This window comes from Chitinophaga oryzae (genome assembly GCF_012516375.2).
Classification (GTDB): domain Bacteria; phylum Bacteroidota; class Bacteroidia; order Chitinophagales; family Chitinophagaceae; genus Chitinophaga; species Chitinophaga oryzae.
This window is the reverse complement of record NZ_CP051204.2, coordinates 1,878,807-1,891,688: the sequence shown is the minus strand read 5'-3', so window position 1 is coordinate 1,891,688 and position 12,882 is coordinate 1,878,807. Positions and strand designations below refer to the sequence as shown.

Below are 12,882 nucleotides of genomic sequence, written 5' to 3'. Positions count from 1 at the left end.
GCTAAAAGACATAAAAAAGGGGAGCAATCTTCCGACTGCTCCCCTTTGTGGAGATGGCGGGAATCGAACCCGCGTCCAAACATATTCCTCAAAAGCTTTCTACATGCTTATTTACGCATTGGTTTGTCGGGACTTGGCAGGGGCGCAACGAACCAACCTTGTCCTTATCCGTTTAGCTTCAGTGCTCACTCACAGAAACCATGAGCACCTATCCCTATGGGTTTGATGATTCAGCGGCGGGAGTCGCATAAGGCGACAACTCCGGGCGGCTATAATGGGTGTCTAATCGCTGATTAGGCAGCCATGGCGTAGTTAGATTCGCCAATTAAAGTTTGAATATTCAGATTAACGTGCTAATTATCCAACGCACGACATGCTTACACTTTCAAAGACCTATGCTGTCAAAACCAGGCATCCCCGATTTCAGACGACAAATATACGAAAAAAATATGGATTACGGAAATCCCGTAATCCATATCCTTTATAAAAATCAAGTGATTTAGAACCACTTACTGATAATATGCCGCCAGAAATCCAGACCGTTGGCCAGCAGCAGCAGGCCGAACAGGATGATCATACCGGCAATCTGCGCGTATTCCAGGAATTTCTCGCTGGGCTTGCGGCCGGTGATGATCTCGTACAGGAGGAACAGCACATGCCCGCCGTCCAGCGCCGGGATAGGCAGGATGTTCATAAACGCCAGGATGATGGAAAGGAAAGCGGTCATCTCCCAGAAGGTCAGCCAGTCCCATGCTTCGGGGAACAGGTTGCCGATGCTCATAAACCCGCCCAGCGACTCGCTCACCTTCACCTCTTTGGAAACGAAGATCAGCCGCAGCTGCTGTACGTATTTCACCAGCTTGTCCACGCTCATTTTAAAACCGGCGGGGATAGCCTCCAGCAGGGTATATGTTTTGGTTTTAAACGAAAAGAATTTCTCCGGGTCCTGCGGGTAGATGCCCAGCTTAGCCTTGTCATCCAGCTGGATGGGTATCACCACGGAGTCCTGGCCTCTCAGCACACCGATATTCACCTTTTCGTTTTTATGCTTGCGCAGCTCTTTGGCGAAGTCAGAGAAATAAGGCACGGACAGTCCGTTGATAGACAACATCTGGTCTCCGGGCTTAAAGAGGCCGCTTTTTTCAGCGATAGAGCCTTTTTCAAAACGGTCAACGTAATAGGGCACGCGGATGTAGGCGAAAGGTTCTTTCTGCTTCAGCAGCGCACGGATAAATCCATCAGGGATAGCGATGCTCTGCTCCTGGCCGTCACGCACCACTTCAATGCTTTTGGCTTCCTGCAGGATCACCTGGGCGGTGATAGCGTTGAACTGCTCTATTTTCTGATGGTTTACGCCGATGATCTTGTCGCCGTCACGCAGACCGATGCTCTGTCCGAGGGAATCCACGGCGATGCCGTATTTCACGGCGTCGGTAGGCAGGTATTTTTCACCCCAGTGCCACAGGATCATCGCATAGATAAAGAAGGCCAGCAACACGTTCACCGTAACGCCGCCGATCATAATGATCAGCCGCTGCCAGGCCGGTTTGGACCTGAACTCATATGGCTGCGGGGGAAGGGCCATGGCATCTTTGTCCATGCTCTCGTCTATCATCCCGGATATCTTCACATATCCTCCAAGCGGCAACCAGCCGATACCATATTCTGTTTCTCCCTTTTTGATTTTAAAGAGTGAAAACCAGGGGTCGAAGAAAAGGTAGAACTTTTCTACCCTTGTTTTAAACAATTTGGCGGGGATAAAGTGGCCTAACTCGTGCAATACGACCAGTATAGAGAGTGACAGTAACAACTGTCCGGCTTTCACCAATATTACCTCTGTTGTCATTTACTTGTTTCTGCTTTAATCTGCCCAAGATATCGGATTTAACAGATATTCCGGCAAAACTATTTGTTAATTTTCAACGGTTATTTTAAATAACGATAGCATTGATAAGGGTTGCAGCGTGTTCACGTGCAGCCTGGTCGCATTCGTAGTAATCATGCAGCGTCGGCGCTTCGATAAACGGGATTTTGGCGATGGTCTCCTCAATCACCTCGGTCATCTGCAGGAACCCGATCCGGTTGCGCAGGAAGGCATGCACCACTTCCTCGTTGGCGGCGTTCATCACACAGGCGGTGTTTCCACCCTTATGCATGGCGTCGATAGCAATGGCGAGGTTGCGGAAAGTCTTGGTGTCCGGCTGCTCAAATGTGAGCGATGAATAGTTCCGGAAGGAGAACCGCGGAAAATCGTTGGCCAGGCGGTCGGGATAACCCAGGGCATACTGAATGGGCAGTTTCATGTCGGGCAGGCCCATCTGTGCTTTGAGGGAACCGTCTACGAACTGTACCATGGAATGGATGATAGACTGCGGATGAATCACCACTTCGATATTTTCCGGGTGCAGGCCAAACATCCAGCGGGCTTCGATCATTTCCAGCCCTTTGTTCATCAGGGTGGCGCAGTCAATGGTTATTTTTGCGCCCATCCGCCAGTTGGGGTGCTGCAGGGCGTGATCTTTCTTTACATTGATCAGGAAATTGGGCTTTTTGCCGAGGAACGGACCACCGGACGCGGTCAGGATCACCTTTTCCACTTTACTGAAGGGCTCGCCTACCAGGCACTGGAAAATAGCGGAATGCTCCGAATCTACCGGTATCACCGGTACGTTCTTCCTGCGGGCGGTGGCCATCACGATATCACCGGCCACCACAAGGGTTTCCTTGTTGGCCAGTGCTACCGGCGTACCCTGCTCAATGGCGGACAAGGTGGGCGCCAGTCCGGCAAAACCCATGATAGCGGCCAGCACCATGTCTATAGAGCTCCAGGAAGCTACTTCCACCATGGCTTTGGCGCCGGCAAATACCTTAATGCCTTTGTCAAACAATACGTCTTTTACCTGTTTGTATTTTTCCTCGCTGCCGATAACAACCGCGTTGGGCTTGAATTTCAACGCCTGCTCTATCAGGAGGTCGGCATTCTGTTGTGCAGTCAGCACTTCTACACTAAACCGGTCGGGGTGCGCTGCTATCACCTCCAGTGCCTGTATACCAATGGATCCGGTGGACCCGAAGATGGCAATTTTTCGTTTATTCATTACGGTGATTTACTTTGTTAATCTTTCACAGTGATGTGAACGCTGCTACAGTGGTCACACCTTTCAGGATGGCTGCACATATTTTGTCAGCTCATCGGCCAGCTTTCTGTCATTGCTCAGACGGGGCACTTTGTTCTGGCCCCCCAGTTTTCCAATAGCCTTCATGTAATCGATGAAGCCCTGTTTACGTACGGTCCTTATTTTCAGGGGTTGTAAAATATTGCCGGTCAAAAGGTCATTGTAATAAATGTTCTTCTGACGCAGGTTATGGTCTACTTTCATGGCAAAAGCCTGCAGGTCTTTCGGGGCATTTTCAAACTCCACAAACCACTCGTGGTAAGGCAGTTCGCCGTTGGTCTGCACCATCGGGGCCACGGTAAATTCCGTGATCTGCACATTTTCCTCGGCGGCGGCTTTCATCAGGCTGTATTCCACTTCCTCGCCGATCACGTGCTCTCCGAAGGCGGATATAAAATGTTTGATCCTGCCGGTCACCAGCAAACGGTACGGATTGGTGGAAATAAACTTCACGGTGTCACCGAGGTTGTATCCCCATAATCCGGCGTTGTTGTTGATGATCATAGCGTAATTTACACCGGTTTGCACATCTTTGAGCGACAGTCGGGTCGGATTTTCATTAAAAATTTCCTGTGCCGGGATAAACTCGTAGAAAATGCCGGAGTTGGTGTTCAGCAACAGCCCTTCCTGCTCCTGCGAATCCTGGAAGGCAAAAAAGCCTTCAGATGCCGGAAACGTCTCTACCGTATGGATAGGATGACCGATAGAGGCCATCAGTTTGGCGCGGTAAGGCTCAAAATTCACCCCGCCATATACCATCACATCAAAATTTTTAAATATCTCTTTGATCTTTTTACCATCGGTACGTTCCATCAACCGGTCAAAATACATCTGTACCCACGGCGGTATGCCGCTGATCAGCGTCATGTCCTGGTTGATCGTTTCCTCCACGATCCTGTCCAGCTTGGTTTCCCAATCATCTATGCAATTTGTCTCATATGAAGGCAATTGATTGGTACGCAGATAACGGGGGATATGGTGATTCACGATACCGCTGAGCCTGCCGGTAGGGATGCCGCCCACCCTTTCCAGCTCAGGGGAGCCGGACAGGAAGATCATTTTCCCGTCAGCAAAAGCCGTATTGCCGGTTTCCCCCATATAATTAAGGAGGGCATTACGGGCGGTATCTATATGATTGGAAATAGAATCTCTGGAAATAGGGATGTATTTAATACCGCTGGTGGTACCGGAAGTTTTAGCCAGGTAAATAGGCTGCCCCTTCCACAACACATTCTGCCTCCCCTCCTTGATCCGCTCTATGTAAGGTTTAAACTGTTCGTAATCCCTTATTGGCACAGCTTGTTTGAACTCTTCGTAGGTACGTACTGCATCCAGCTTATGGTCATTTCCGAACTCCGTCTTTTTGCCTGTCTTTATCAGTTCCTCCAGGATAGCCTCCTGGTCTTCCACCGCCCTGAGCATCTCCTTCCTGATCTTGTTGTGCACAATAGAAGCAAATGGTTTGGCTAGCAGTGATTTAAACTTCATGCCCTTTATTTTATAATTGAGAGTATATTTTCAATTTCTTGATGTCGGGATTTTTTGATTTCAATTTCGGGAGATGATCACCGTCTGTCCATCCCCCCGGGAAATCAGAAAATTTTACATTTTAAAACATCATCGCTTCCCCAAAATCCCCCAATCTCAAAATCCCAAAATTCAAAAGTATATAAAATTGTGGTGGTTTGTACGGTAAAATAACTGTTTTTACTGCTTTGTCACCTCCTGTCGGAAAGCCGGCCGGCATGGCCCGGAATTTGTTAAAAAAATTTAAAATTCAAGAAAGTATGTATCTTTGAAAAGATTAAGTTTTTATCCGGCTTTTAATACGTATTTACATATATGAATTAAAAAAAGCCGGAAATCTTTGTTCAATTGGAAAACAATTGATACTTTTGCGGAAATTATATTTTGGATAATTATGTTTGCAGTTGTAAAAATCGCAGGTCAGCAATTTAAAGTAGAAAAAGACCAGGAAATTTTTGTACAGCAGTTACAAGGAAAAGTTGGAGACAAAGTGGAGTTTTCCGAAGTACTGTTGACAGACAATGCTGGTGCACTGACCGTAGGCACTGATGTAAAATCAGTAGTAAAGGCAGAGATCCTGAGCCATGTACAGGGTGACAAAGTGATCGCTTTCAAAATGAAGAGAAGAAAAGGCTTCAGAAAGAAAGTCGGACACCGTACCCATTTCACTAAGATCCGGATCAATGAAATAGCTTAATTCATTTTAAGCTGATTATTTTTATTTAGACACTTATTTTAAAGTAATTATACAATGGCACATAAAAAAGGTGAAGGTAGTGTAAAGAACGGCCGTGACTCCCAGAGCAAAAGGCTCGGAGTAAAAATCTTCGGTGGTCAGCCTGCTATTTCTGGTAACATCATCGTTCGTCAGAGAGGCACTGTTTATCATCCCGGTCAAAACGTAGGCGTTGGTAAAGATTTTACCATTTTCGCGCTGGCAGATGGTGTGGTTGAATTCAGAAAAGGTCGCGAAAACAAGACTTACGTTTCTGTTAAAGCATTTGACACCACTGCTCAGGCAGAAGCCTAATCAGTGTTAGCCATAAAGTTTTTTTATACCCAATATTTTTTTACTAACCCAAATTCAAAAAACAATGGCAACAATTAAAAAAGCAGCTGCTAAGAAAGCTGCGCCTAAAAAAGCTGCTGCTAAGAAAGCTGCGCCTAAAAAGAAAGCTGCTGCTAAGAAAGCCGCTCCTAAAAAAGCTGCTGCTAAGAAAGCCGCTCCTAAAAAGAAAGCTGCTGCTAAAAAAGCTGCTCCTAAAAAGAAAGCTGCTGCTAAAAAAGCCGCTCCTAAAAAAGCTGCTGCTAAGAAAGCTGCTCCTAAAAAGAAAGCCGCTGCTAAGAAAGCCGCTCCTAAAAAGAAAGCCGCTGCTAAAAAAGCTGCTCCTAAAAAGAAAGCTGCTCCTAAAAAACCTGCTGCTAAGAAGAAAGCTCCTGCTAAAAAAGCACCAGCTGCTCCTCAGGCACCAGCTGCTCCGGCAAACTAAGATCGGATTTACAAAATGTAGTTATAAAGGTCCCGGCTTATCAGCCGGGATCTTTTTTATGCCCCCAACACACAAACTCCTCCCCCCTTCCCGGTTTCATGCTGATGGAATCGCTATAAACCACTATTTTTACACTTCCCTTAATCAGCTTTACCCGACAATAACTTACCCCCGGCTTCAAACCCGGGAATTTGTACTTTTACCACATGGACAATAATTCAATCGCCGATAACTTCTCCCTGCTGTCCAAACTGATGGACATCCACGGGGAAAACAGCTTTAAAGCCAAATCCTTCGCCTCCGCAGCCTTTACCATAGAGAAACTGCCGGCTCAACTGAAAGATACCCCCCGCGATGAGATATTCCGCATCAAAGGCATCGGGGAATCTACAGGGAAAAGCATCCTCGAAATGCTGGATAACCAAAGCTTTTCCCTGCTCAACAACTACCTCACCATCACCCCTCCCGGCATCCTCGAAATCATGAAGATCAAAGGACTGGGACCCAAAAAAATAGCCACCATCTGGAAAGAACTGGAGATCGAATCCATGGGCGAACTACTGTACGCCTGTAACGAAAACCGCCTCCTGCTCCTCAAAGGCTTCGGTGAAAAAACACAGGAAAACGTCCGCCAGAATATTGAATTCTACTTGTCCAACCGCAACCGATACCTCTTCGCGGAAGTGGAAACCGTTGCGGCTGACCTGCAAAAACAACTGCAGGAGCTGCTGGCGCCCGCACCGGTAGCCCTCAGCGGCGCCTTCCGCCGCCAGGAAACGATCATCGATGAACTGGAATTCGTCATCGCCGCCACACCGGACACCCTGCGCGAACGCATAGCCTCCCTGCCCGGCTTCACCCCCGGCGACGCCAACGGACCCAACCTGGTATGGAAATACAACGATAAACTCAACGTGGTCACCCACGCCTGCGCACCGGACGATTTCCACAGCACCCTCTTCAACACCACCGGCGCCCCCGCTTTCATCGATAAATTCAATGCGGCCGGCGGCGCTTCCCATGTTGACAAAGCACCCTCTGAAGAAGCCATCTTCAGCAACGCCGGCATGGCCTACATACCGCCCTGCCTCCGCGAAGGACAAAATGAAATCGACCTGGCACGCCGGCAACAACTGCCCACCCTCATCACCCCAACAGACATCAAAGGCATTATCCACTCCCATAGCCAATGGAGCGACGGCCTCGATTCCCTGGAGGAAATGGCCACCGCCGCCGCCAGCCAGGGCTTCGAATACCTCGCCATCAGCGACCACTCCCGCTCTGCTTTCTATGCCAACGGCCTGAGCATCGAAAGAGTGATGACACAACACGAACAAATCGATGAACTGAATAAAAAACTGGCCCCCTTCCGCATCTTCAAAAGCATTGAAGCTGATATCCTCAACGACGGTACACTGGACTACCCCGATGAGGTACTCGCCCGGTTCGACCTCGTCATCGCTTCGGTACACTCCAACCTGAAAATGACGGAAGAAAAAGCTATGGCCAGAATACTGAAAGCCATCGAAAATCCATACACTACCATCCTCGGCCATATGACCGGCCGCCTGCTCCTGAGCCGCAACGGCTACCCGGTCAACCATAAAGCCGTGATCGACGCCTGCGCGGCCAACAACGTGGTGATTGAGCTGAACGCACACCCCCGCCGCCTGGATATCGACTGGACCTGGCTGTCCTATGCCCTGGAGAAAAACGTGCTCATATCCATCGATCCGGACGCCCACAGCATCCGGGGCTTCCATGATGTCCACTACGGCACACTGGCCGCCCAAAAAGGCGGAGTTACCAAAGCCAACAATCTGAGCAGCTTCGGTGTTGACAGGCTCACTGACTTCCTGCAGGAACGTAAAAAACAAAAAAATATCCTCTCATGATGTTACTGGCCCTGGCCGTAGCCCCGGGACTGGCTATCTGCCTCCTGATGTTTGTAATAGACAAATACGACCCGGAACCGGTTGGCCTCCTGTTGAAAAGTTTCCTCCTCGGTATGCTCTGCGTAGCCCTGCCGCTGGTATTTCAGCTGCTCGCCTCTATGTACGGCTTCCGGGAAACCAACGACAGCCTTTTTGATACCGCCCTCTTTGCCTATGGCATCGTAGGCCTCTCCGAAGAACTCGCCAAATTCCTGGTGCTGCGCTTCTATGCCTACCCTAAAAGCGCTTTCAACGAGCCACTGGATGGTATCGTCTACGCCGTCATGATAGGAATGGGCTTCGCCACACTGGAAAATATCGCCTATGTGGGCCAGTACGGCTTCGGTACCGGCGTGGCCCGCATGTTCCTCTCCGTGCCCGCCCACGCTACCTTCGCCATACTAATGGGGTACTATGTGGGACTGGCCAAATTTGTCCCGGCAGAACGAGACATGCTGCTGCTCAAAGGCCTGCTGATAGCGGTGTTTTTCCACGGCTCATTCGACTTTTTCCTGTTCTCCGGAAATAACATCCTGGCGCTGGGAGCCGCCGTTTTTACACTCATCATCGCCGCCAGGCTGTCTTACAGAGCCACCCGGAAAGATATGATGCTGTCGAAAAAACTGTTTCACCGGCATTTTGACAAAGAGGCCACAGGCCCCTCTCCCATGGACGGAGAAGAAGACGACTTACTATAATTACGGCTGACCGCATTAAAGATGAGCACAATTCAATCGGGAGATTAGTATCTTTGTAGCCGCTTGCACTTTTTTCCAACGGCTAACTGCACAGCTAACCGCGAAAAGCTAAATGCCTGTTTATGCGTTTTATATATGTCTATGATCCGCTTTGTGGATGGTGCTATGGGTTTACACCTGTAGTCATGCAGTTTCAGCAGCTGCATAGCGGGACCATGGAATTTGATATCCTCTCCGGCGGCATGATCGTGGGAGACAACCGTCATCCGTTCTCTACGATGACGGCCTATATCCAACGGGAACATACCAATGTGGAAGAGATGACCGGCGTGAAATTCGGTAACGCCTTTCTCGAAAAACTGCTCCCTTCGGAAGAAATCATGGACTCTGAAAAACCATCAGTGGCCCTCACCGTTTTTAAAACTTACGAGCCGGAAAATGCCATCTCCTTCGCACATGATATGCAACATGCACTCAACTACGATGGATTAAGCCTTAACCTCGACCATACCTACCGGAAACTGGTAAGGAAATATGGCCTGCCGGAAGACGAATTTATTGACCGCCTGCATGATGAACACCTGCGGTATGAAACCAACCAGGAATTCCAGCTCGTGCACAACTGGGGCATCACCGGCTTCCCCGCCGCCATTCTCGACACAGGCAAACAATTATACCTCTGCGCAAGAGGATACACACCACTCGATCGGCTTCAACAAACCGTCGATAATATTATTGAGGAAAGTAACCGTTTATAATACACAAACCATGTATCGCGTAAAATCAACATCAGTAGCCGACATTCCCGTTATACAGGAGTTGACTGAAAAAATCTGGAGACCAACTTACCAACGCATACTCGAACCCGAACAGATCGAGTATATGATCGATATGATGTACAGCACCGCCTCCCTCACTAAACAGATCGCGGAGTTAAACCACAAGTTCATCATCCTGCAGGACGATAAAAGACCCATCGGCTACGCTTCCTATAGTCCAACCGATACGGAAGGCGTCTATAAACTGCATAAAATCTATCTCGACACCTCCTACCAGGGCAAGGGCGTTGGCCGTTTCCTGCTGGAAACCGTTATCCGCCAGGTGAAAAAGCTCGGCGCCACCATCCTCGAACTGGATGTAAACCGCTATAATAAAGCCCGCTATTTCTACGAGAAAATGGGATTCTCTACTTATAAAGAGAAAGACACCGATATCGGTAATGGTTACATAATGGAAGACTTTGTAATGAGGAAATCTTTATAAAAAAAGAGCCCGGTAAGGACATACCAGGCTATTCCCAAGTTAACCATTAAAAGACACAACTCTTTTATTTTTGAGTTATTTTATTAATTCCTTCTATCATTACCTACGATAAACGGTTTATCGTGGATTTACAAATAATAAAAAAAGCAGCATCTTTTATATTTTAATATAAAGGATGCTGCTTTTAAGTTTATTAAAGAAAAAATTCCCGCATAATAACTATGCGGGAATGTAGGTGTTGCCTGAAGCAGCGTATATCGGTTATTGATTCAAGCCGGGATTACTTGGTGGCTGTCAGCACAGATCCTTCGTCGCTATCGTCGTCATGGATAACAGCCAGCGCTTTATTCAGCTTCAGCTCAGGGGAGATTTTCAGCACACCGGCATTGTTGGCGGCAGTAACGTCGCGCAGTTTCACGGCTACCACGGCATCTGATTCCCTGATACGGTCGTTTACCACGGCCACCTGGATGTCTGTTTCGCTAAAGGCACAGTCACCGGTGATTTTCACCATGTCGCCGTTCATGATCACGAATTTACGGCCGTAAGCGGCGGCACTCACGGAATCCACGCCAAAATAGATGTTGATATCACTGCCGGTGCAGTTGGTCTGTACAGAGCCGTCCACGGCTTTCACGAGGATACATTTGAACATGCTCACCGGCGCGGTAGCCGATTCGTTGGCGTCTGTCAGCTTAACCAGCGTGATATGCGCCGCCTGGTCCTGGATATACTGGGACGCGGAGATGGAAGTCACGTCGCCGTTATACCCCACGATGGCTTCGTTTTCCGCTTTGATTTCACTGAGTACCAATACCACTGTCTCTGCCAGCTCAAAACGGTTGTCGTCTTTCACCTTTACAGACAGGCTCGCGGTGCTGGCGCCATTGTCAATCACAAACGGCGCTTTGATGCTGCTCACAAAGTCAGCGCCGGGCAACGCTGTGCCGTTACCGAATTTGTACGTCAGCCGTACAGGTTTGCCGGTAGCATTGATCAGCGGCGTATTGTCCCGTTTGAACAGGCCGGCGGAGAATACCACATCGGTAGCTGGTTCCGCCCCGTTGGTACCGCCAATGAATTTTACCATTGCCGGCTGGTCCAGGATGGTCACTTCGCCTTTTGCCTTGGTGAGGTGCAATTCCGACGCATCCATGATTTCTACATGGAAAGACTCCTTGCCCTCCAGCAGGTTATCGCTTTTAACGGGGATCTGGATAGTTTTGGAGATAATAGCGCCCGCAGCGAATTCGGAAGGCACAAAGGAGATGGTGCCTTCGGTGATGTCGAAGTCGCCCTGGCCTGCGCCATCTTTATGCGGGATGGTTTTGTAATGCACATTCACCGGTGTACGTACGCCGTTGCTCCTGAGGAAGCCGGACAACGTAATGGTAAGGGAAGCGTTAGACAAGCCGTTGAGCGGCTCGGATACGGCAATATCATTCACAGACACGCCATGGCTGATTTTGATGATACGGTTGCCGTCTTCGTCACCACCGCCAGCTGCAAGTATTTCGCCGGAAGGGCTCATCAGCAGGGAGGCGAGGGTGGTTTTGGTATCATATTTACCCAGTTGTTTGTCAAACATCAGCTCACCGTCAGGCGTCAGTTTAATAAGGCGGTAGCCTTCTCTGGTCACCACACACATTTCATCGTCCTCCGTGAGCAGCAGGTGCTGAAACACCGTACCCATGTTTTTGTTGACTACCTGTGTGCCGTCGGGCAATAATTTCACGATTTTGCCGGTATTCATGCCGATGTTGCCCCCAGCGGCTACCACTTTACCGTTCTTACCTACTTCCAGCGCATACAGGGCGGCGTCTACCTCTTTGTTGAACAGCTCTGTACCATCAGGGCGCAGCTTCACGATGCGGCCCTTGTCTTTCTCTTCCGCACAGGCGAAGATCTGGCCCAGATCATTCACTTTCATGGCGTTGAACTTACCGTCTACCGTGCTGTATTCCTTGTCGAATACCACCTGGCCTTCGGCGTTCACTTTAGCGATACGGCTGGCGTTGCCGGTGCCGTAAGCGCCACCGCCCATTGCCAGGATGGAGCCGTCTTCCAGCAGCAACATTTTTTCAAACACGGCGCCGGGCTTACCGAAAGTAAGGTCAAACTGTTTTTCGCCCTTACCGTCTACTTTTACCATAAAGGCTTTACCCTGACCATCTCCTACGTCTCCGCCAACAGCCACGATATTTTCGTCTTCGTCGATCAATACGTTTGTAAATACGTTGTGTGCTCCAAAACCTTTGTCAAACTCGATCTTACCATCGGGTGTCATTTTGGTGATGCGGGCCTGTGCCGGCTTGCTGCCATCTACGCCTACGGTAATGTAGTTACCATGACGGTCGGCTATAATCTTCGTGAAATAACCACCCTGACCGTTGCCGATGCTCTTGTCAAACACCACTTCCCCGGTGGCGCTCAGTTTGGTGATACGGGCGTTACCATAGGCGATGGTGCCGCCGCCTACTGCCACCAGTTCATTTTTAGGCAACAGTAACAGGTCCTGGTACGCTACCAGCCCGCCTTTGTTTAAACGGGTATTGTAAATAGGATTTCCTGTGGAGGATAATTTGGTGATACATCCGTTATCCAATCCACCGCCGATAGCAACAATAGCATTGTTCTCCGCAATGGCCAGTTTACGGTACTGGTTTTTGGGAGCGCCCATGCTTTTGTTGAACACAACTGGCATTTCCTGGGCAAAGGCCTGTGAGCCTATTCCCAGCAACAGCATTAGTGATGCAACTTTGTTCATTTTGTTAGTTTGATATACGCAATAAAA

General features: G+C 49.0%; 11 protein-coding genes and 1 other RNA gene. 7 read left to right on the top strand and 5 right to left on the bottom strand.

Annotation, left to right across the window (positions count from 1 at the left end; translation table 11 throughout):
• Positions 1-45: 45 nt before the first annotated feature.
• From ssrA to HF324_RS07845, 4 genes are all read right to left on the bottom strand, one after another.
• Positions 46-419, bottom strand: a transfer-messenger RNA (tmRNA) gene (gene ssrA, locus HF324_RS07860).
• 80 nt (positions 420-499) lie between these two features.
• Entirely contained in the window at positions 500-1,846 is a 1,347-nt protein-coding gene (rseP, locus tag HF324_RS07855; RefSeq protein WP_168862237.1) for an RIP metalloprotease RseP, read from the bottom strand.
• Positions 1,847-1,931: 85 nt separating this feature from the next.
• Entirely contained in the window at positions 1,932-3,098 is a 1,167-nt protein-coding gene (locus HF324_RS07850; protein ID WP_188103559.1) for a 1-deoxy-D-xylulose-5-phosphate reductoisomerase, read from the bottom strand.
• A gap of 63 nt (positions 3,099-3,161) precedes the next feature.
• A complete protein-coding gene (locus HF324_RS07845) occupies positions 3,162-4,664 on the bottom strand; it encodes a GH3 auxin-responsive promoter family protein (protein WP_168811127.1) in 1,503 nt (500 codons plus the stop codon).
• Positions 4,665-5,097: 433 nt separating this feature from the next.
• Between HF324_RS07845 and rplU the strand changes: the two genes are divergently transcribed.
• The 7 genes from rplU to HF324_RS07810 all read left to right on the top strand — a co-directional run bounded on the left by rplU (position 5,098) and on the right by HF324_RS07810 (position 10,088).
• On the top strand, positions 5,098-5,400 hold the full coding sequence (gene rplU / locus HF324_RS07840) for a 50S ribosomal protein L21 (protein WP_168811125.1): 303 nt from the start codon (positions 5,098-5,100) through the stop codon (positions 5,398-5,400).
• A 54-nt stretch (positions 5,401-5,454) separates the two neighbouring features.
• Positions 5,455-5,733: a 50S ribosomal protein L27 gene (gene rpmA / locus HF324_RS07835; protein ID WP_078672044.1), complete on the top strand. Its 279-nt coding sequence runs from the start codon at positions 5,455-5,457 to the stop codon at positions 5,731-5,733.
• 64 nt (positions 5,734-5,797) lie between these two features.
• Positions 5,798-6,193: a histone gene (locus HF324_RS07830; RefSeq protein WP_168862236.1), complete on the top strand. Its 396-nt coding sequence runs from the start codon at positions 5,798-5,800 to the stop codon at positions 6,191-6,193.
• A gap of 206 nt (positions 6,194-6,399) precedes the next feature.
• Positions 6,400-8,088: a helix-hairpin-helix domain-containing protein gene (locus HF324_RS07825; RefSeq protein ID WP_168862235.1), complete on the top strand. Its 1,689-nt coding sequence runs from the start codon at positions 6,400-6,402 to the stop codon at positions 8,086-8,088.
• Positions 8,085-8,825, top strand: a complete 741-nt coding sequence (locus tag HF324_RS07820) for a PrsW family intramembrane metalloprotease (protein ID WP_168811119.1) — start codon at positions 8,085-8,087, stop codon at positions 8,823-8,825. Before HF324_RS07825 ends, HF324_RS07820 begins: the two co-directional genes overlap by 4 nt.
• Positions 8,826-8,947: 122 nt before the next feature.
• Positions 8,948-9,583, top strand: a complete 636-nt coding sequence (locus HF324_RS07815; RefSeq protein ID WP_168811117.1) for a DsbA family protein — start codon at positions 8,948-8,950, stop codon at positions 9,581-9,583.
• Between the two features lie 10 nt (positions 9,584-9,593).
• Positions 9,594-10,088 carry a GNAT family N-acetyltransferase gene (locus HF324_RS07810; protein WP_168811115.1) on the top strand — a complete coding sequence of 165 codons (495 nt, stop codon included), beginning with the start codon at positions 9,594-9,596 and terminating at the stop codon, positions 10,086-10,088.
• 280 nt (positions 10,089-10,368) lie between these two features.
• Here HF324_RS07810 and HF324_RS07805 read toward each other — a convergent pair whose 3' ends face one another.
• Positions 10,369-12,855, bottom strand: coding sequence for a Calx-beta domain-containing protein (locus HF324_RS07805; protein ID WP_168811113.1), 2,487 nt, complete (start codon positions 12,853-12,855; stop codon positions 10,369-10,371).
• Positions 12,856-12,882 lie beyond the last annotated feature (27 nt).

Coding starts and splice junctions, on each gene's coding strand:
- rseP (WP_168862237.1), bottom strand. CDS start 1,846: ATGACAACAGAGGTAATATTGGTGAAAGCCGGACAGTTGTTACTGTCA.
- HF324_RS07850 (WP_188103559.1), bottom strand. CDS start 3,098: ATGAATAAACGAAAAATTGCCATCTTCGGGTCCACCGGATCCATTGGT.
- HF324_RS07845 (WP_168811127.1), bottom strand. CDS start 4,664: ATGAAGTTTAAATCACTGCTAGCCAAACCATTTGCTTCTATTGTGCAC.
- rplU (WP_168811125.1), top strand. CDS start 5,098: ATGTTTGCAGTTGTAAAAATCGCAGGTCAGCAATTTAAAGTAGAAAAA.
- rpmA (WP_078672044.1), top strand. CDS start 5,455: ATGGCACATAAAAAAGGTGAAGGTAGTGTAAAGAACGGCCGTGACTCC.
- HF324_RS07830 (WP_168862236.1), top strand. CDS start 5,798: ATGGCAACAATTAAAAAAGCAGCTGCTAAGAAAGCTGCGCCTAAAAAA.
- HF324_RS07825 (WP_168862235.1), top strand. CDS start 6,400: ATGGACAATAATTCAATCGCCGATAACTTCTCCCTGCTGTCCAAACTG.
- HF324_RS07820 (WP_168811119.1), top strand. CDS start 8,085: ATGATGTTACTGGCCCTGGCCGTAGCCCCGGGACTGGCTATCTGCCTC.
- HF324_RS07815 (WP_168811117.1), top strand. CDS start 8,948: ATGCGTTTTATATATGTCTATGATCCGCTTTGTGGATGGTGCTATGGG.
- HF324_RS07810 (WP_168811115.1), top strand. CDS start 9,594: ATGTATCGCGTAAAATCAACATCAGTAGCCGACATTCCCGTTATACAG.
- HF324_RS07805 (WP_168811113.1), bottom strand. CDS start 12,855: ATGAACAAAGTTGCATCACTAATGCTGTTGCTGGGAATAGGCTCACAG.